The organism is Blautia ammoniilytica (assembly GCF_025566965.1).
Classification (GTDB): domain Bacteria; phylum Bacillota; class Clostridia; order Lachnospirales; family Lachnospiraceae; genus Blautia_A; species Blautia_A ammoniilytica.
Genome location: NZ_JAOQJL010000042.1, coordinates 12,862 through 31,262 on the forward strand (window position 1 = coordinate 12,862; position 18,401 = coordinate 31,262).

Consider the following 18,401-nt stretch of genomic DNA (forward strand, 5'->3'; position numbering starts at 1 on the left):
GTCCCGAAAAATCAAATCGGAGACGGGATTTTTGGAAAGGAGATTTATGGCAGAAAAAAGGGAACTGCAGATGAAAGAAATCACAGAACAGCTGGAACAGGGAGTGAAAGAACTGTTTACATCAGAAATGTATACAGAATATCTCCGAACCATGTCCCAATTCCATAATTATAGTTTTAACAATACACTTTTGATTGCCATGCAGAAACCAGACGCCACACTGGTAGCCGGGTATCAGGCATGGCAGAAGAAGTTCAAGCGGCAGGTGCGGCGAGGGGAGAAGGCAATCCAGATTATCGCACCTGCACCTATCCGGGAGAAGCAGGAAGTGGAAAAGATTGATCCGGAAACACAGGAACCTGTGCTGCGGTTTGACGGACAGCCGGAAACAGAAGAGGTGGAAATTGTGATTCCACGGTTTCGTGTGGCCAGTGTCTTTGACATCTCACAGACGGATGGAGAGCCGCTTCCGGAACTGGAGACGCCGGAACTGATGGGGAGTGTCGAAAACTTTAAAGTTTTTATGAAAGCGGTGCAGGAAGTGTCTCCTGTGCCTGTACGTTTCGATGAAATCAGCAGTGGGGCAAAGGGATATTACAGTAATACGGAGAAAGAAATTGTTATCCAAAACGGTATGAGCGAGAGTCAGACAATGAAAACAGGCATCCATGAGGTTACCCATGCGATGCTGCATGACCGGGATTTTATGGAAGAACAGGGAGAGAAAAAGAACCAGATGACAAAGGAAGTAGAAGCGGAAAGTGTTGCCTATACAGTCTGCCAGTATTTTGGTTTGGATACTTCGGATTATTCTTTTCCTTACATTGCCGGATGGAGCAGCAGCATGGATATGAAAGAGCTGCGTACCTCGATGGATACGATACGGAAAACGGCAGGTTCTTTTATTGACAGCATGACAGAAGTGATACAGCGGCTTATGCGGGAACAACCGGAACTGTCACTGTCTGCCATGAAGCAGGCAGAAATACTGATAGACAGGGTAGAACAGGAACGGACACTTTTTAGCGGCGAAGAGAGAAATCTGCTGGTCAATTATGCGTATAAGTTTGACAATGCAGAGGAAACGGAGAAACTTATCCGAAAACTGGCGGAGGCAAAGGCGATTCCAGATCTTCGTTCCGCCACAGAAATCTGCCGGGATATACAAAAAGAAATCGAGTTTCTCCCTGATGGCATGGTGGGAATGACGGAACTGCATCGTTATGGCTATCAGAATGAGGGAATGCTTCCGGTTGAAAGGGAGAGGGCACATGAATTGTTTCAGGAAGGTTTTGAGATATTCGCCCTGTATCCGGATGATACGGAGGCAATGCTGGATGATGAAGGAGAACTTGATACGCATGACGGTCTTTTCGGGATAGAAAAGGCAGTGTGGGAGAAGTACCACAGGAGGGAAGCAGTCAGAGAAGAAAGCGGAATGCCGGAAAAGGAACAAAAGTATCAGGAAGTAGAATTGTTTGATGTCCCGGCACTTTTTATAAATGAACGTGTAGCCGGGGAAGCTGTCCCGGAGGGATTGCACCGCTATGAACTACGAGGGGCAGATTATGATCCCGGTTATCCGCTTACCATAGAAAAACAGGTAATGGTCAATCATGCCGCAACCATTCTCACAGCAGTTCCGCTTTCCCTCCCAGAACAGGGATATTTCCGGCTTGGAGATGAACTGAATTTCACAGGCGAGATGGTGACACTTGCGGAGTATCAGGAAAAAATGAATGCCATAGACCTGAACATAGAACAGGAAAAAATGGAAAATGCCATCGGACGGGCAAATGAAAATCTATATCTGTCCGGTAAGGAAGAGCGGTATGCCATTTATCAGCTTGGTGATTCTGAAAAAGGAAGAGATTACCGTTTTATGGGAATGGATTTTGTGACTGCCCATAATTTAAAAATAAATGCAGAAGATTACCGTCTGGTCTATGGAGGAAAGCTGTCAGAAGGAGAAACTCTAGAGGGACTGTATGAACGGTTTAATATCAACCATCCGGCAGGATATGAGGGACATTCACTTTCTGTCAGTGATGTAGTTGTTTTGACAAACGGGGGCAGTGCAAAGGCATATTATGTGGACAGTATGGGATTTGCAGAATTACCGGACTTTATCCTGCAGCGTCAGCATGAAGTAAAAATGAACCATAAAAGAGAAGATTCCGCTGTAACACTGGATACTTCCGGAATTGAGATTGAGCAGCATGACGGTCTTTGGCATACCGCTGATGTACGGGAAATCAAGGATGAGATATTTTATCTTATGAAAAACAATGAATATGGTGATTCGGTTGCGGCTGTCATTGTCAATGCAGACGGCGAACTGGTGGCGCAGGAATTGGAGAATGGTTTTGATAAGGGTGCAATGGAAGCAATTCAGGAGTATCTTGCGGAAAAAGGGATGACGTGGGAACCGGAACACCCGGAGAGCGAACAGGGTACATCTTTGGAGAAAAATTATCCGCCCGTTTATCCTCACACATTATCCTATGCGATGGAACATGGCGCTGCGGATGATTATCTGGATTCCAGAAAGCTGAATTTAGACTGTAAAAATGCCATTGAAGAAGCAATTAAGGAAAATTTTGATGGGATGCATCTTGCACAGGAAACTGCAGAAAAGGTATTGGAGGCATATGGTGCAGAGAGAATTTCCTTTGTGCTTGCAAACACGATACAGAAGCATTCTTATGACGGCAGATATTCCAGAGACAATAAAGCATGGGCAGAAACGATTCAAATACCGGAGAATGTCAGCAGGGGAACAGACTTGAATGCAGATTATATTGTAAACAGCCATCCGGCAGTATTGGATGGATTTGTAAATTTGTTCCGTAAAGCAGGGCAGGAGATGAACCATGAACAGGAAATGGGACAAAATGATATATGGAATCTTTCTGGTCAGGAGACAGAACTTGCATATCAGGCGGAAGACCGATTTTTGTTTATCCAGGATACAGAAGGCGGTTATGATTATACATTTTATGGTATGGATTACCGGGAGATAGACGGCGGCATTTATGAGGACAGCGATGATATGACAATCGAGGAAGCTGCGGGGGATCTTCTTGCAGAAGAGGGTTATGCGCTGGAGGACTGTACACGTATAGACTGTGAAGAACTGCAGGAGAAAACAGAAAAAGCGGCACAGGAAGAGATAGAAGAAGCGAGACATTCCTTATCTGCTTCTGATGGAAAAGAACCGGAACCCAAAATCAGCTTTTATGTGGCAGAGTGTACAGAGTTTCACATTCTTGGAGAATATCATGAAGATTTGAGCCTTCAGGAAGCGGCAGAACTGTACCAGACCATCCCGGCAGACCGGATGAACGGGATCAAAGGGATTGGTTTCCGTCTGGAGGACGGCAGTATCTATGACGGGACATATGAACTGATGACGGCGGGAAAAATGCAGACGGAATTTATTAATGAAATCCCGCATTACCGGGACAGTCCGCTGGTACAGCAGGCTATCGTGGATATGGAGAAAATTTTAGATAAATGGAAAGAGAAGGAACTGACGGAACCGGAAAAAGAAAAGCCTTTGGAGCTGGAGAAAACGGCTGAAAAAGCACCGAAAGCGGACATACAGACAGCCAAGGGTAAAGGGAAGAAACAGTCTGTCTTACAGGCGCTCAGGGAACGGCAGGCGAAGCTGAAAGCGCAGGAGACAGGACAGACAGAACAGAAAACACAGGGACGCAGAAAAGGAGAACCGGAATTATGATGAAAAAATTTGAACAGGATGAATGCCTTCTTATGGCGATTTGTCAGGAGGATACTTGCGAACAGACGAAGGAAGAGATGAAAAAGATACTTCCGTTTTTGAAGCATGATACAGAGATGACTGCTCTTGTAAAGGGGACATTGGAGAAGATGGAACATCTGACAGAGGAGGAATTTTCCAAAATGGATTTAACCCCGTATTTGACAGAACTTTTGGAGGATAAGGAATGGATATAAACCAGTTTGCGGTATATCAGTTAAAAAACGGGCCGGAGACGAGACAGATGCGTTTCCGGTCTTATGAAAAACTGCAGCAAAGCGGGATTCAGGTGCGGTACGAATATTACAGGGAGGTGTATCTTGGCAAAATGCAGCGGCAGGATACTCCCGAAAACATAAGAGAACGCCTGCAAAAGAAAATACCGAAAAGCTTCGACGGTCATTCCCTCAGTGTCAGTGATGTGCTGGTTTTGAACCGAGAGGGCGAGATTACCGCTTACTATGTAGAAAAAGAAGGTTTTACCGTCATTGCAGGTTTTATCCGCATTGGCTCATCCGGGGCGCTGCTTACCTTTGAAACTACGAATTTTCATATTGAAGGCAAAGCAGGAAGCTGGCTGGTGCTGGACACCCTGATTATAGACGGCAGGGAATTTTTTCTTATGGAACATATGGAATACGGCAGGAATGCTGCCTATGTGATACTGGATGCAGAAGGGAAAATTGTGGCGGAGGATAACCGGAACGGCTTTGATGAGAACGCAAAGCAGCAGATCAGAGAGTATCTGCACCCGCCAAAGCCTGTGCAGAAGCCAGAGGAAAAGCCGCCGCTTGAAAACTGGCAGAAGTATATGGAAAATGGGGAATATCTCCGCAGTTCGGAAATCAGTGAAGAACAAAACTACAATATGATTGACGGCAGACGGAACAATATGCCTCCGAAAAAGACCAGGACATCGGTATTGGTAAAGCTGCACCAAAAACAGGCAGAGATTGCAAAACGAAGCGGAAAGGAAGTACCGCAGATGGCAGTGGCGGAAGATATGGAGCGCAGACGGAAATAAAGGTTGTAACGTTTTATAAAAACAGAGAAGGGAAAACCGTTCAACGGATTCCCTTCTCCGGTAAAACTTTGGATATCCGATCCAAAGCTACTTTGTGTTCTTATCATATGTTAATTAAAAATAAAATATGTAGCAAAAAGGAACTCACCCTGAGTCCCTTTCCTTTGAAAATTTGGTAATGTCCCCAACACACCGGAAAGGGATTTCTTTGTACTTATATAGTACATGATTTATTGTTTTGTGTCAATATGGTTTTTTAAATAATCCAGTAATTCGGTTGTATCGCCTGTTTCTTCAAGACCCAAAACAGAATAAATTTCTTTTAATGTATCTTGTGCAGTATTTCGTTCTGCTTTAATTTTGGAAATATATGTAAGTTTATCAGAAAGCTTTTTATTTAAGTCTGCATAGTAACCAATCAGCCCCATTGTTTTTGCAAGAGCTTCGTCAACTTTCTTCATATCACTGGCAGGTAAATCACAGATATATGTACCCAAACGGGATTTACTTACACACATGATATTTGAGGCATTTGCCTGTCCGTCCAGTTTGGTAGTTGTACCATCTGCTTCATATTGTGTGGTAATGACAGCAACACAAGGTAAAGTGCTTGTATCATGTGTAATGGGAATCACGATAGTATTCCCAGATTTTAAATTTCCGATGCTATTTTGTACAATAACAGCAGGTCGTTCTTTTTGCATTTCACTTCCGATCCCCATACCGAAATTGCAACGATATACTTGTCCACGTTTTACAACTCGTCTGCTTGCGTTTACAACCAACGTATCTAAATAGAGCTGTGTTTTGAGCCAGTCTAAAAATCTTTGTACTTTATTCAGATCAATATTCATGTAATTCTATCCTTTTCTCATATTTCTTTCAATCAACATACCATATTATACCTGAATTATCAAGAGCAACTCATTTGAAACAAGGTATCTGAAAGCATTGTATAATTCCAATATTACGTGAGAGTCTGTTCTTTTGTATGAGTTTTTTGGTGAGGATATTCTTTTCCTAGAATAGAATTTATATTAGAACGAACCGTATTCAATTCTTTTTGATAATCTCGATAATATTGATACTGCTCTTGGGCTGACTTTTTCTGTTTTAACAATTCTTCTTTCTTTTCTTTCAGCAATTTCATAGAAGGGAGTTTTCCATTGCCGGATTTCTCCTTCAGGAATTTCCGGGCAGTTTCATAAAGTGCAATTTCAGCGGAATGCTCTTTACGGAAAGCCCCCTTGTTTTTACTCTTACAAAATTTAGTATAGACAGTTTTATTTGCAAGGTACTGTCCTGTGTAGTGAATCTGTTCGTTGATTTCCCGCAAGTCTCTTTCCGTTGATTTTAGATTTTTTCGGAAAGTGTCTGTATGCTCTTTTACAGATGAAAAGGAAGTTTCCAGATCATCAAGAGAATCGTAACCATGTTCCTGAACATAGGATACCGTTTTTGCCATTTCTTTCAGATTGGACAGTTTTACTTTTCTGGCGTAGGCGGCATTCTGCTGAGCTTTTACACAGTTTTGCAAATCCGTAACCAAATGTAAATCTGATTTTATAAAAAGAATGGCAAACGCAGTTTCATGTGGAATGGAACTATTTTGAGCAGCATACATTTCCGGTGCAGGCATGGCTGCTTTCGGAACGGGAGTTACAACCTCTTTATCGTGACATTTTACATTATTTTCTATTGCCTGCAGAAGATAATTCTTTTCATAATGGGTTCCCAGATTTCTTCCGGTAATCGGTTTAGTACGTTCCGGATGGAGATAACTGAATCGTCCTCTGCTTTCTTTTATAAGTATCCCATACTTTTCAGAAAGAATCTTTTGAAATTCTTCCAGAGTATGCGCTGATGAAACGGCACTATCAATGGAGTTCCGTAAAAATTGTTTCTGTGTCTGGAATTTAGTATTACGGGGAGTGACGCCATCGGCAATCATACGTTGATTTTGCTTATCAAGTTTTTCCTGCCCTCTGCGATTTGCCCAATATTCTTTTTCTGTGATTTTCCTTTCGGCAGGAGTCAGCAAATCCACTTGATTCAGATTTTCCCGGCGGCACATATTCATCACTTCCTGCTTGAGATGAATCAGATATTTTTTTGTCAAATGATGTTTGTTTCCTGCAAGGGAATCACAAGGATGTTCCATAAAGTCCTGACGTTCTACATCAAATTTCCGCAGGCTGTTGATTACAATATGTACATGAATATTGCCACTTCCATTGTGTCCATCTGTATGTGTGCAGACGAGAGCCTGATGTCCGGGAAAATTCTTTTTTGCATATTCCAGACCTAACTGTTGGGCACGTTCTCCTGTTAATCCATGCTCATCCTTGTCATTCGGATCAAAGCTGAGAATATAATGGTGCGATTTAATTTCATTATAATTTTGGTTTTTATGGTAAGCTGCATTTAGTTCGATGCATTCCGTATCAAAGGTAAAGGGATTACAGTTGATTCCGTCCAGATAATATTCTTCACGAGGTTGCAGGTGTCCGTTCTCATCAAGCAGCGGTTTCTTTGTGGATTCATCATATTGAAAAATTAAATACCGCTGAGCTTCTCCATAATCGGCATTTTTACTCGCTATGTGTTTCAGTATCGCCATGAAAATTCCCCGCCATTTTGGTCACTTTATATTTCATTTCATAAAGTTCAGTAATACACTGGTTAATTGCTGCCCTCATTTCCTGTGAATGGATTCCACCCTGATTAAAATATTTTGCAATCTGGTTCAGGTTACTGCCTATCTTTCCAAATTCAGAAATCAGTTTTTTCAGTTCCGGCACATCAGCCACTACCTCATATTTCATTGTAATACGCTGGTTCATCACTTGTTTACGTGCATATTCCGCCACAGACAGATTTGCTGTTTGGGCATTTTCTGTGACAATATCATATTCCGTATCGTTGAGACGGAGCATGATGTGATGGTTTCGTTTCAGTTCCTTTTGCTTTTTTGGTCTTGCCATGTTTTATCCTTTCTCGTGATGGGAACCATCACGCTGCGACTATATTCTATATAGAAGCCGAAAAACACAGCTTGCTGTGTAAGAAACCGAGGGAATGGGGAAGCGGAATCCCCATCAAGATTGCCCAGTAGCGAAAAAACACAAAGTGGGTTTTGAGTTACTTGGGCGAATCTTGCTCTAATGGTAGAGGCAACTTTGCAAACATCAAAGAGGAGACACTGTCTGTACCGTGGAAAGGCAAACATCGCCGCACAGAGTATCCTGGTGTTAATTGGATATAACATCAATAAAATATATCAGAAAATCCAGATTGAAAGAACTGGATAGCATTTATTCCAACTAAAACAAACTGCCTGATTTTAAGAGGTTAAAATCAAATTTTAAGGGAGAATCTTTTGGGATAAAATGTGTTTTCTAAAGTGCGTTCTTTTTTTGAAAAATGGGGAAACAGAAAGGTGCTGGACACATCTATAATTTTTTAATCATTGATGTGACAGCACCGATATAAATTGTGTTATCTGATTTCCTCTAAAATTAAATATGCTTTTTCTTGAAGAAATTTATTGAAAGAATATATGACAATATGTATATTGCTATGGAAGAAAGAAAACCAATAAAAGTACAAAACTCAAAGTTGTCAACTACAAACCACATAATCGAATTATTAGTTAATTTGGACCAAAATCCTAATACTAAGAGTATTGCTAGTAATACTATCATAATGGCAAATCCTGCATTGACTCCTAAAGAATAGGTTGATGGTAATATAAAGGCTAAAAATAAGAGTATAACAGCAAATGAAGCAAAAGCTATAAAAAGATAAAATCCATATTTGTATTTGGGAAAACAAAAATAAGATATTGTATTTACCAAAATAGATATTATTAAACCGATAAAAGACAAAATCCCCGATAAGAGATATCTGCTTTTTACAATGGATGTTTTAGTAATTGGTAAAGATATTGCAAATTTATCCCATCTCCATTCTTCATCACAAGTGGTCAACGAAATTATCATAGAAGTAATTTCAAGAGGAAGAAGAAGGAAACATATATAAATGGGAGCTGCACTTTCAAGAACAATCATGAGAGTAATTATAATGGCAAGATCTATAATTACTCTTACAATACCATATTTTTTCTTTAACGTTAAAAAATCTTTAGTCAGTAAGCCCTTCATTGTAATTCCCCCTTTACATAAAATAGCATAATTTCTTCAATGGTTGCAGGTTCGATAATTGCGTTTGAGTATTTTTGTGCAATGCTTTTTCTGTCTTTAACGAGAATTTTATATTGGTAATCTTCTTTACGGTAGGCAACAATTTCAGCTTGGTCAAATATATCAAATGTAGATGCTCCACAACTAATGATACCGTAATTATCTATAAGATCATCTTTCAGGTAGCTAAAAACTATTTTCCCTTTGTGGAGAAAAGTAATATAGTCTGCAATTTTTTCTAAATCACTTGTTATGTGAGATGATACTAATACAGAGTGATTTTCATTTTGAACAAAATCAATCAAAATATCAAGGATATCATCACGTATAATTGGATCAAGACCACTAGTAGCTTCATCCAGAATTAAAAATTCAGCTCTGTGGGAAAGGGCAACGGAAAAAGCTAATTTTACTTTCATACCTTTAGAAAAATCTTTTATATTTTTGTTTTCAGGTAATTCAAATTGTTTTAAGTAATTGTTATATGTAGACCATTCCCAATTAGAAAAAATTCCGGACATGCATTTGCCCACTTCTTTTGGCGTAAAAATATCTGGGAAATGATTTTCATCAAATACAACACCAATTTTGTCTTTTATTTTAGTCTCAGCTACGATGTGATCTTTTCCAAAAATATAAATTTCGCCAGTGCTTTTTCCGATTTCATTAAGAATACAATTAATGGTTGTGGATTTTCCAGCTCCGTTTTCTCCGATTAATCCCATTATTACACCTCGAGGGATTATAAGATTCAAGTTGTTTAGGCTAAAATCCTTGAAATTTTTCGATAAATTCTTGATTTCTAAAATATTATCTCCCATTTATTCGTCCTCCTTATATAAAAGTGCGAGCAAATCAACTAATTTCTCAAAAGATATATCATTGATATGAGCAATTTCTACTGCCTTGAGAAAAAAATCCTCAATTTTTTTTTGTTGTTCTTCAAGGTAAAAATCCTGACTTTGAACAGATACATAACATCCTTTTCCAGCAGTAGTTTCAATAAAACCGTCATCTTGTAATGTTGCATAAGCTTTTTGAACAGTTAAAACACTAATATGTAATGATTTTGCTAAGGAACGTACAGAAGGTATTGCGTCGCCTTCTTTTAATTCCCCATTCATAATAGCTGTTTTTATTTGGATAGCAATCTGTTCATAAAGAGGGCGGTTGGATTTATTGCTTACTATTATTTCCAAATGAATCACCACCGTTCTGTACTGTATTGCTGTGTTATGTATGAATAATAACAGTATAGCGATGTCTGGAACTCTTGTCAATGGAAAATAGAAATTTTAAAATTCATGATTTAGTTGGCATTTTATCGGTAATGTAAAAGCATTGAGAAAAAATGAAGTACAAAAATAGTAAAAAGGAAAAGTTACACTATGAAGCGGTTTTTTTACACGAAGAAAAAAGAAAGGAGATAATAGATTATAGTAATACCAGCATCAAAGTAATTGTATGTCAATAATAAATAGGAATGAGGTGGCAAAATGCGTAAGTGTGTAAGGTGTAATACGGAAATGAATGAAGAGTTGGAAATAAAAGTTGATATGCAGAGTTACGGGATAAGCGTTAGTCGAAAAGGGATATTTGGTAAAAAAATAGAAAAACCTCAGATTGCTGTTTGTCCAGAATGTGGAGAAATTTCCTTTTTTATCAAAAACATTAACTTGTTAAGGAAATAAAACACAATAGAGTGACTAAAAACGAGGTTGGTATTTGCTTTTAATCACTATTAATATGAGCATTCAGAATTCTATGGTAAACTTTCGTTTTTGGTGAAATTGAGGGTGCACATAATAGTGATGACAAATATCCAATAGTTTATCATAATAAAATCCTGATATATTAAATCAGGTCAGAAGATGCAGTGTCGGAATAAAAAGAAAGAACCAGGAGGGTAATTTTATGACTGAAGAAAAATATAATTCAAAAAAATATAATTCAAAAAAATATATTAAACCGGAAGTTAAGTTAGATGAGAATCATTTTGAAATTGATGAAGCTTATAGTGCAGCAGCAATTCCTGCATTTACACCAGCAATTACACCAGCTGCGTCTGCTGGAGCTACAGTAGCAGCAGCCGCATTGGCTAAATGGTGCTAAGTTTTAAAACGATAAATACTGTTGACTATTGAATAGTATTCTGACACTGCGTTTATTCTGTGGAGGTGTGAAGTGATAGAAAGAGCAATTATATTAAAAATTCAAAAAGAACAGCCAAATGTGCAATTGTTTATAAAATTAATTCTAATGATAAATAGAATATACTATCCTCAAATGATTGCTATAACGGTGTTTTCAAGTACATTATTACTCTTCTTGAATGTAAGTATTTACTATTATGTGTATATATTTCTGTTGATGCAAACGATTTTTATATCTATAGCATGGCATGAGTGTATACATATATCATTTGCAAGATTTTTATCGTATGAGCCAATTTTTGTAAGTTTTCTTCCATATACTTTTGGAGCAAGAACACATTTTGAACGCTCTAGAAAAATAGAAAATTTAGATAAGGCAGGTATTTTATTAGCTGCACCTATAATATTGACAATCATAGGTTTTATTTCTCTTTGGATTTCTATTAAATGGATACATAGTTTTGCCAGTATTATTTTCATATGTGCATTTTTACTAATAAATATATTGTCATTGTTACCTAATAAAAAATGTGACGGCGGTCGGGCGTATGAGATTTTTAAAAAAATGGGATTCAAAGCATTCTCATTATGTATGATGTCTATTTTGGTATATGTTTTGTATCTATTTGGACTTAAAGTGGTAATGCCAATTGACAAAAAAGAAAAAGGAGAAAAAGGTAATGAAAAATGAAATAGAAGAACTCATGATGTTAACACCAAAAAGAAAATCTATTCTTTGGCGTTATAAAAGTGATGAGGATGAGTCTATTTTTGTTTATGGAATCTCAAAAGGGCGAGCGATTGCTCTTTCAGGAGAATTTGCAGTTAACAAGGAAGAAGTGTTAAAGAATAAAGAAAAAGTAAAACAATTAAAGGATGATTCTGATATAAATGATGGGGGAATTAGTGTATTACTCGAAAATGTTTCTGCTAGAATTTGGGAATTATGTGATGGTTCAAACACACTCAAAGATATTGTTAACTATATCGTAAAAGAATATGATGTGGATTGGGAAACGGTAGTAAAAGATTGTGTTGAGTTTTTAATTGAATGTGATCAAAAAAATGTAATAGATATAAATTGGAGGAGTTTAGTATGATAGACATTTTATTAATTAATCCGCAACCAGTAGTAATGAAAGATTTATTTGCAGAAAATTTAATGTATGCCAATCCGCCTTTAGGATTAGGATACTTGGCCTCAGCTGCTAGAAATGCAGGTTATTCTGTAGATTTGATTGATGTTGGAATTGATAAATTAACGATATCTGGAATAATCCATCGAATTATTGAAGTTGATGCTCAGATAGTAGGAATTAGTTCTTTTATAGCAAATCACGGGAATGGTTTAAAAATTGCACATGAAATAAAGAAACAGTTTGGAAGTCAAGTCAAAGTAATGATGGGCGGTCCTCAGGCTTCTTTTGTCTATGAAGAAGTGTTGAAGCAAGGCGATGTTGATATTGTATCTATTTTTGAAGGGGAGCAAACGATTGTTGAGTTACTGAACTGTATTAAGACAGGAGGAGATTTGAAAAAAATTGCTGGAATTGCATTTGTTAATGAAGAGGGGGAAGTAATAAAAACTGAGCGTAGATTACCTATTCAGGATTTAGATACCATTGATTTCCCTGCATGGGATTTGTTCAAAATTGATAAATATCAGGAACCGGGAATTGTTCTGACCGGAAGAGGCTGTCCTTACAAATGTATTTTTTGTTCAGCCGGAGCAATAGCAGGCGGTAGGTATAGAATGCGAAGCGTAAAAAATGTAGTAGATGAGATTGAAATGTTGTATAAAACGTATGGCATTAAAAAAATATTTATTGCAGATGATACATTTACCGCTAGTGAAAAACATTGCATTGAGATTTGTAGGGAGATACGAAATAGGAACCTGGATATTGCATGGCAAGCAGAGGCACGTGCTAATACAGTTACGGATTTAGTGGCAGCAGAAATGGCAAAAGCCGGGTGTCATCATGTGCAGATTGGTGCTGAGTCAGGTGACAATGAAATATTAAAGAAAATTGGTAAAAATGTTACTACGGATACTATTGAAAGAGCAGTTAGAATATTTTTGAAACATGGAATAACAGTGGTTTGTTCTTTTATTTTAGGACATCCAGATGATACCGCGGAAACTTGTGAAAAGACAATAAGATTTGGTAAATATTTAAAAACAATATCTGGAGGATATACATCTTGCAAATTTGCGATTTTAACTCCTTTACCAGGAACTCCTGTATATGAAAGAAAGGATGATTTAGGCATTAAGCTTCTTACTGAAAATTGGGACAATTATACTTTCTTCGATACCGTCATGGAAACAAAGAATCTTAATAGGAGACAGTTGCAGAATTTATATATGAAAGCATGGGCTACCTATGCGTCATGATAGAAGGAGTGCTATGATTACGGATGAATTTGTAGTGGAAAAGCCGAGTTTTGTAGAGATAAAATTGACGGGTGACAACATAATTTTGTATGATTATTTGCTTGAACAGAGATTTGTTCTAAGTCCAATAGCTTATGAAATGTTTCTCGAGTTTGATGGAATTAAGTCAATAAGAGATATAGCTATTATTATAGCGCAAGAATATGGAGAGGTGCTTGAGAATATTATTCATGATGTGACAGATTTGGTTGTAAGCCTTGCAAGAGTTAATATTATTCTTGTAAAGGGGACATTTAAATATAAGCTGATTAAGAGATATTATAAAATGATTTTTTATAAAAGGGGGAATGCAATGTGAATGTTCTGGATACTTTAAACTGCCAGTCCAGAATATTCACAATGGACTAACGATAAAGTTTGATTAGATTGGAGGTAAATTATGTTTTTAAGAAAAGGTGTAGTATGGAAAAATTATGATAGAGAATCGGTGCTATATGATTTGGAAAATGATTCTACGTTAACTTTGAACGAAACAAGCACAAGAATTCTCAAAGAAGTACTGGTGTATAAAAATGAGTATCAAAAAGTAGCGATGAATTTGCTGATTGAAAATCAGGAATGTGAATACGATGATTTGTATGGGGACGTTATGGAATGCTGTAATACATTATTTGCGACACCATATTTTACTACTGATCCTGAGAATGCGGCTTTTATTAGTCTTGTTGGCTTGGTAACTTCGTTAGAAACCGCATCCATAGAGATAACAAAAAATTGTAATTTGAAATGCAAACATTGTTATCAGGGGAGTCATATGGATGAGCAATTAATGATGAATTTAAATGAGGTGCGTTCAATTGCGTCAAAATTGGGAGAATTAGGAACTCTTTCTGTGGTATTAACGGGAGGAGAACCATTTTTGCATCCCAATTTAGTTGAAATTGTAGAAACCTTTAATAATTGGAATATCAGAGTAGTAATCTTTACAAATGGTCAGGTTATACAGAATGAAACAATTAGAAAATTGTCGAATATGAATGTTTTGGTACGGATAAGTTTAGAAGGTCATAATGAAGAAATTAATGATTTTATACGTGGTGTGGGAACGTTTAAAAAAGCTATAGAATTTAGTAATATATGCAGAGAGAACAATTTATCTATAGGATACTCATTTACTATTAATAGTATAAATGAGAAGTATTTTTCCGATATGTTGCAGTTGGCAGAGGACTCATTTGCAGATGAAATAGAAATGAGTGAAATATTGAATGTAAATCAGAATCTGAATATTTCATCATTGATGCTTTCTGAAAAACAATCAAAAAATTTCAGGATTAATACTTTGAAAGGTTTTTCTATTTCGAAGGCATTTAGAAAAGGGATGGGATTATATAGATATAAAAAAGGAACTGAATATATTTGCTCTGCCGGAACAAAAAACATTTTTATAGATATTAATGGGGATGTGTATCCTTGTAATTTGTTTGCCAATCATAATGAATATTTTGCAGGCAATGTATTTAGTGAAGACCTTTTGGAAATTTGGCGTAAGAGTAAGGTGTTTATCGAATTGCGAAATTTGAAAAAAGAAGACATTGAAGAATGTGCAAATTGTCCAGCTAGTGAGAATTGCAAGGGAGGATGTAGAGCTAGGGCTGTATTTGAAAGTGGAAGCTTAAGAGGTAAAATGGAAAAAGGATTTTGTAAAGTTACCAATATGATGGTAGAGGAAATGAATCATAATGCTTTCGTTCATAATTAAAAATGAAGAAACAATATATAAAGGAGAAAAACTGTGGGAAATTATTATTTTACTTCAGAATCTGTAACAGAAGGACATCCAGATAAAATGTGCGATGCAATCTCAGATGCAATTCTGGATGCAGTAATAGAACAAGACCCAATGGGACGAGTTGCTTGCGAGACTGCGATAACTACAGGATTAGTTGTGGTTATGGGGGAGATTACTACGAGAGCCTATATTGATATCTCCCAGATTGTAAGGAATACAATTAGTGAGATTGGATATGATGATATTCAATATGGATTTGACGCTAAGACATGTTGCATTCTTACATGTATTAATGGACAATCGAATGATATAGCTATTGGAGTAGATAAAGCTTTTGAATTAAAAAAGGCTGATAATATTTCAAATAAAATAGAAAGTATTGGAGCTGGTGACCAGGGAATGATGTTTGGATTTGCCACAAATGAGACAAAAGAATTTATGCCATATCCGATTGTGTTAGCCCATAAATTGGCACAGCAACTTACAAAAGTTCGTAAAGATAAAATTTTACCGTATTTAAGACCGGATGGAAAAACACAGGTTACTATAGAATATGATGAAGAGCAAAAGCCTATTAGAATAGAAGCAGTTGTATTATCTACACAGCATGATTCAGTGGTTACGCAGAAACAAATACATACGGATATAAAAAAGTATGTGTTTGATCCAATATTGCCGATTGAAATGGTGGATGAGAACACAAAATATTTTATTAATCCAACGGGGCGTTTTGTTGTAGGGGGACCTAATGGGGATAGTGGATTAACAGGAAGAAAAATTATTGTTGATACTTATGGCGGATATGCACGTCATGGAGGTGGAGCATTTTCTGGAAAAGATTGCACGAAGGTGGATAGATCAGCAGCTTATGCAGCAAGATACATTGCGAAAAATATTGTTGCTGCAGGTTTAGCGGAAAAATGCGAAATTCAACTCTCCTATGCTATCGGAGTCGCAAGACCGATGTCTATTATGGTAGATACTTTTGGAACTAGTAAATTGTCGGATAGTGTTTTGAGTGAGATTATATGCAGACATTTTGATTTGCGTCCAACAGGTATTATTAAAATGTTGAATTTGAGACAGCCAATTTATAAACAAACATCAGCTTATGGACATTTTGGAAGGGATGACTTGGATTTATCTTGGGAAAAAACTGACAAGATTGAAGTGCTTAAAGAAGACTATAATAGTATTATATCTAAGAAATCAAAATAAGGATATCTTCAATATAAAATATTGCTACGAAGTAAGATGCTATTATAAAAATATTTATGAGTTTGTATAAATGGTATGAAGTGGGCAGTGCATAGAGCACTGCTCATCTTCAATTATAAGAAAAAGAGTAATCAATTACTTCTATTATTTGTATCAAAGTGGGTAAATTAAAGTAGCATAAGATTATTATGTGTTTAAGAGGTAATTGATTATGGAGAGTCGTATCAAACAACTTCGTGAAAATAGGGGTCTAATACAAGAAATTCTAGCTGCTGAATTAGGAATTACACAACAAATGCTTAGTAAATATGAAAGAGATATATTGTGCATTAAAGTGGACGTGTTAATGAAAATAGCTGAATATTTTAATGTGACAACGGATTATTTACTGGGGATTTCTGAGGTGAAGAGAGATTTGCAAGGACAGATGAAAATGAATAAGACATTAGATACCTATTATGATCTTATCGAGATATATAAAGACTTAGACGAATATGACCAGAAAATGGTATGGTCGATTATGCAGACAGTTAAGAAGACGTGTGAAAAACGTAAAAAAGACAAGGAAAATACAGAAGAGAGTTGATAAGAAATGCTGAATATAGCAATTTGTGATGATGATATTCAGACGACTGGAAGAATGGATATGCTGTTACAGGAAATAGCAAAGCAAAATTTTATAGATATTGAAATTGAGGTGTTCTGGAATGGTAAGAGTCTTGCGGATGCGGTTGCACAGGGCACTTATTTTGACATGATTTATTTGGATATAGAAATGGACAAAGAAGATGGAATTTCGGCGGCTAAAAGAATTAGAGAGTATGATAAAAACACTCTCATTATTTATGTTACAAGCCACGAAAATCATATGCAGGAGTCTTTTGAAGTCAGACCGTTTCGTTTCCTTGTGAAGCCAGTGAGTGAAAAACAGATTGAATCGTGTTTTAAATCAGCATACGAAGAAGTGTATTGCGAAGATTCGTATTTCCGGTATAGTTATCAGAGGGTGAACCATAAAATACCAATGCGAGAAATTTTATATTTTGAGAGCAATAAACGTAAAGTATTTATTGTGACGGAAAAAGGTACATTTGTCGCATATGCAAAATTAAATGATATAGAGGAAAGTCTTAAACAAAGCAAAGTGCCATTTTTACGTGTTCATCAGTCATATCTTGTAAATTATAAGCATGTGGAAGGACAAGCATATGATTTCGTAGTTATGGATAATAGCAAGAAAATTTCAATTAGTGAGGACAGAAGAAAGCTAATTGGTGAACAGTATTGTTCAATGGAGGACACAATTTATGTCGGTGAATAGCATTATTTCATGTGGAACAGATATATTGCTTGCTTTATTTGCAGTATATCTGTTCTTTTATTACTTTGATATATTTTTGATAAGGAAAAAAAGAAGGGCATTGACCGTCATGGGAACGGTGGTGTTTGCTGCATGGCAGATTGAAATATCCAATGGTAAGATTTTGCCAGCTTACGCAAATATTAGTATTACGATTATTACAGTTCTGCTGGTTGTTGAATTGATATACAAAGGAAAATTTTGGAATAAATGTATTTTCGCAATTGCATTTAATGCAATCTGGATGTTGATAGAAACAATAAGTGGGAATATCCTTTTGACGTATTGCTGTGAATTTACAGACCTTCAGGCATTAGGAAAGTTAGGATCATTTACTTCGAAAATTGTATTTATGAGTGCAATTACGGCATTGAAGAGAGTATTTACTGCAAATTACGCTCAAACGGAATGCCAGTTCCGCTACTGCGGAACGGCTATTCCATTTTTAACGGTACGAAGTACCGCTAGATGAT

Annotated in this window: 20 protein-coding genes; 14 read left to right on the forward strand and 6 right to left on the reverse strand. The window is 36.8% G+C overall.

Annotated elements, in window-relative coordinates:
- Nucleotides 1–46: 46 nt before the first annotated feature.
- Genes OCV61_RS15850 through OCV61_RS15860 form a run of 3 tightly spaced genes read left to right on the forward strand, consistent with a single transcriptional unit; the run spans nucleotide 47 to nucleotide 4,805 of the window.
- On the forward strand, nucleotides 47–3,742 hold the full coding sequence (locus OCV61_RS15850; RefSeq protein ID WP_243132395.1) for a DUF3849 domain-containing protein: 3,696 nt from the start codon (nucleotides 47–49) through the stop codon (nucleotides 3,740–3,742).
- Nucleotides 3,739–3,978: a transposon-transfer assisting family protein gene (locus tag OCV61_RS15855; protein ID WP_144167501.1), complete on the forward strand. Its 240-nt coding sequence runs from the start codon at nucleotides 3,739–3,741 to the stop codon at nucleotides 3,976–3,978. Before OCV61_RS15850 ends, OCV61_RS15855 begins: the two co-directional genes overlap by 4 nt.
- Nucleotides 3,969–4,805 (forward strand): YodL domain-containing protein, encoded by an 837-nt coding sequence (locus OCV61_RS15860; RefSeq protein WP_144167505.1) that lies wholly within the window; start codon nucleotides 3,969–3,971, stop codon nucleotides 4,803–4,805. The genes OCV61_RS15855 and OCV61_RS15860 overlap by 10 nt, the downstream gene beginning before the upstream one ends.
- Before the next feature lie 230 nt (nucleotides 4,806–5,035).
- Here the strand turns inward: OCV61_RS15860 and OCV61_RS15865 are convergent, their stop codons facing one another.
- The 6 genes from OCV61_RS15865 to OCV61_RS15890 all read right to left on the reverse strand — a co-directional run bounded on the left by OCV61_RS15865 (nucleotide 5,036) and on the right by OCV61_RS15890 (nucleotide 10,206).
- The gene (locus OCV61_RS15865) at nucleotides 5,036–5,659 is read right to left on the reverse strand and encodes a type II toxin-antitoxin system PemK/MazF family toxin (RefSeq protein WP_144167508.1); all 624 of its coding nucleotides are present in this window, start codon (nucleotides 5,657–5,659) and stop codon (nucleotides 5,036–5,038) included.
- 113 nt (nucleotides 5,660–5,772) lie between these two features.
- Nucleotides 5,773–7,425: a relaxase/mobilization nuclease domain-containing protein gene (locus tag OCV61_RS15870; RefSeq protein ID WP_158422628.1), complete on the reverse strand. Its 1,653-nt coding sequence runs from the start codon at nucleotides 7,423–7,425 to the stop codon at nucleotides 5,773–5,775.
- Complete coding sequence (locus OCV61_RS15875; protein ID WP_158422629.1) at nucleotides 7,397–7,789, reverse strand: plasmid mobilization protein; 393 nt, start codon at nucleotides 7,787–7,789, stop codon at nucleotides 7,397–7,399. Before OCV61_RS15875 ends, OCV61_RS15870 begins: the two co-directional genes overlap by 29 nt.
- Before the next feature lie 534 nt (nucleotides 7,790–8,323).
- On the reverse strand, nucleotides 8,324–8,968 hold the full coding sequence (locus tag OCV61_RS15880) for an ABC-2 transporter permease (RefSeq protein WP_158422630.1): 645 nt from the start codon (nucleotides 8,966–8,968) through the stop codon (nucleotides 8,324–8,326).
- Nucleotides 8,965–9,828, reverse strand: coding sequence for an ABC transporter ATP-binding protein (locus OCV61_RS15885; protein WP_158422631.1), 864 nt, complete (start codon nucleotides 9,826–9,828; stop codon nucleotides 8,965–8,967). The genes OCV61_RS15880 and OCV61_RS15885 overlap by 4 nt, the downstream gene beginning before the upstream one ends.
- Complete coding sequence (locus OCV61_RS15890) at nucleotides 9,829–10,206, reverse strand: GntR family transcriptional regulator (RefSeq protein ID WP_158422632.1); 378 nt, start codon at nucleotides 10,204–10,206, stop codon at nucleotides 9,829–9,831.
- 327 nt (nucleotides 10,207–10,533) lie between these two features.
- On the opposite strand from OCV61_RS15890, the gene OCV61_RS15895 reads away from it, so the two are divergent.
- From OCV61_RS15895 to OCV61_RS15945, 11 genes are all read left to right on the forward strand, one after another.
- Nucleotides 10,534–10,698 (forward strand): nucleic acid-binding protein, encoded by a 165-nt coding sequence (locus OCV61_RS15895; protein WP_243254201.1) that lies wholly within the window; start codon nucleotides 10,534–10,536, stop codon nucleotides 10,696–10,698.
- A gap of 223 nt (nucleotides 10,699–10,921) precedes the next feature.
- On the forward strand, nucleotides 10,922–11,119 hold the full coding sequence (locus OCV61_RS15900) for a hypothetical protein (RefSeq protein ID WP_158422634.1): 198 nt from the start codon (nucleotides 10,922–10,924) through the stop codon (nucleotides 11,117–11,119).
- A 72-nt stretch (nucleotides 11,120–11,191) separates the two neighbouring features.
- Nucleotides 11,192–11,851 carry a hypothetical protein gene (locus OCV61_RS15905; RefSeq protein WP_158422635.1) on the forward strand — a complete coding sequence of 220 codons (660 nt, stop codon included), beginning with the start codon at nucleotides 11,192–11,194 and terminating at the stop codon, nucleotides 11,849–11,851.
- Nucleotides 11,841–12,260: a PqqD family protein gene (locus OCV61_RS15910; RefSeq protein ID WP_158422636.1), complete on the forward strand. Its 420-nt coding sequence runs from the start codon at nucleotides 11,841–11,843 to the stop codon at nucleotides 12,258–12,260. The genes OCV61_RS15905 and OCV61_RS15910 overlap by 11 nt, the downstream gene beginning before the upstream one ends.
- A complete protein-coding gene (locus OCV61_RS15915; RefSeq protein ID WP_158422637.1) occupies nucleotides 12,257–13,558 on the forward strand; it encodes a B12-binding domain-containing radical SAM protein in 1,302 nt (433 codons plus the stop codon). The genes OCV61_RS15910 and OCV61_RS15915 overlap by 4 nt, the downstream gene beginning before the upstream one ends.
- Before the next feature lie 13 nt (nucleotides 13,559–13,571).
- Nucleotides 13,572–13,916, forward strand: coding sequence for a PqqD family peptide modification chaperone (locus OCV61_RS15920; protein WP_195256386.1), 345 nt, complete (start codon nucleotides 13,572–13,574; stop codon nucleotides 13,914–13,916).
- 81 nt (nucleotides 13,917–13,997) lie between these two features.
- Nucleotides 13,998–15,320 carry a radical SAM/SPASM domain-containing protein gene (locus OCV61_RS15925; RefSeq protein WP_158422639.1) on the forward strand — a complete coding sequence of 441 codons (1,323 nt, stop codon included), beginning with the start codon at nucleotides 13,998–14,000 and terminating at the stop codon, nucleotides 15,318–15,320.
- 33 nt (nucleotides 15,321–15,353) lie between these two features.
- Nucleotides 15,354–16,568: a methionine adenosyltransferase gene (gene metK / locus OCV61_RS15930; protein ID WP_158422640.1), complete on the forward strand. Its 1,215-nt coding sequence runs from the start codon at nucleotides 15,354–15,356 to the stop codon at nucleotides 16,566–16,568.
- A gap of 211 nt (nucleotides 16,569–16,779) precedes the next feature.
- On the forward strand, nucleotides 16,780–17,154 hold the full coding sequence (locus OCV61_RS15935; protein WP_158422641.1) for a helix-turn-helix domain-containing protein: 375 nt from the start codon (nucleotides 16,780–16,782) through the stop codon (nucleotides 17,152–17,154).
- A gap of 6 nt (nucleotides 17,155–17,160) precedes the next feature.
- Nucleotides 17,161–17,889: a LytR/AlgR family response regulator transcription factor gene (locus tag OCV61_RS15940; RefSeq protein ID WP_158422642.1), complete on the forward strand. Its 729-nt coding sequence runs from the start codon at nucleotides 17,161–17,163 to the stop codon at nucleotides 17,887–17,889.
- Nucleotides 17,876–18,400, forward strand: a complete 525-nt coding sequence (locus OCV61_RS15945; protein WP_158422643.1) for a hypothetical protein — start codon at nucleotides 17,876–17,878, stop codon at nucleotides 18,398–18,400. The genes OCV61_RS15940 and OCV61_RS15945 overlap by 14 nt, the downstream gene beginning before the upstream one ends.
- Nucleotide 18,401: the final 1 nt, after the last annotated feature.

Coding starts and splice junctions, on each gene's coding strand:
- OCV61_RS15875 (WP_158422629.1), bottom strand. CDS start 7,789: ATGGCAAGACCAAAAAAGCAAAAGGAACTGAAACGAAACCATCACATC.
- OCV61_RS15885 (WP_158422631.1), bottom strand. CDS start 9,828: ATGGGAGATAATATTTTAGAAATCAAGAATTTATCGAAAAATTTCAAG.
- OCV61_RS15940 (WP_158422642.1), top strand. CDS start 17,161: ATGCTGAATATAGCAATTTGTGATGATGATATTCAGACGACTGGAAGA.
- OCV61_RS15910 (WP_158422636.1), top strand. CDS start 11,841: ATGAAAAATGAAATAGAAGAACTCATGATGTTAACACCAAAAAGAAAA.
- OCV61_RS15865 (WP_144167508.1), bottom strand. CDS start 5,659: ATGAATATTGATCTGAATAAAGTACAAAGATTTTTAGACTGGCTCAAA.
- OCV61_RS15920 (WP_195256386.1), top strand. CDS start 13,572: ATGATTACGGATGAATTTGTAGTGGAAAAGCCGAGTTTTGTAGAGATA.
- OCV61_RS15850 (WP_243132395.1), top strand. CDS start 47: ATGGCAGAAAAAAGGGAACTGCAGATGAAAGAAATCACAGAACAGCTG.
- OCV61_RS15915 (WP_158422637.1), top strand. CDS start 12,257: ATGATAGACATTTTATTAATTAATCCGCAACCAGTAGTAATGAAAGAT.
- OCV61_RS15880 (WP_158422630.1), bottom strand. CDS start 8,968: ATGAAGGGCTTACTGACTAAAGATTTTTTAACGTTAAAGAAAAAATAT.
- OCV61_RS15855 (WP_144167501.1), top strand. CDS start 3,739: ATGATGAAAAAATTTGAACAGGATGAATGCCTTCTTATGGCGATTTGT.
- OCV61_RS15895 (WP_243254201.1), top strand. CDS start 10,534: ATGAATGAAGAGTTGGAAATAAAAGTTGATATGCAGAGTTACGGGATA.
- OCV61_RS15900 (WP_158422634.1), top strand. CDS start 10,922: ATGACTGAAGAAAAATATAATTCAAAAAAATATAATTCAAAAAAATAT.
- OCV61_RS15935 (WP_158422641.1), top strand. CDS start 16,780: ATGGAGAGTCGTATCAAACAACTTCGTGAAAATAGGGGTCTAATACAA.
- OCV61_RS15945 (WP_158422643.1), top strand. CDS start 17,876: ATGTCGGTGAATAGCATTATTTCATGTGGAACAGATATATTGCTTGCT.
- OCV61_RS15925 (WP_158422639.1), top strand. CDS start 13,998: ATGTTTTTAAGAAAAGGTGTAGTATGGAAAAATTATGATAGAGAATCG.
- OCV61_RS15870 (WP_158422628.1), bottom strand. CDS start 7,425: ATGGCGATACTGAAACACATAGCGAGTAAAAATGCCGATTATGGAGAA.
- OCV61_RS15860 (WP_144167505.1), top strand. CDS start 3,969: ATGGATATAAACCAGTTTGCGGTATATCAGTTAAAAAACGGGCCGGAG.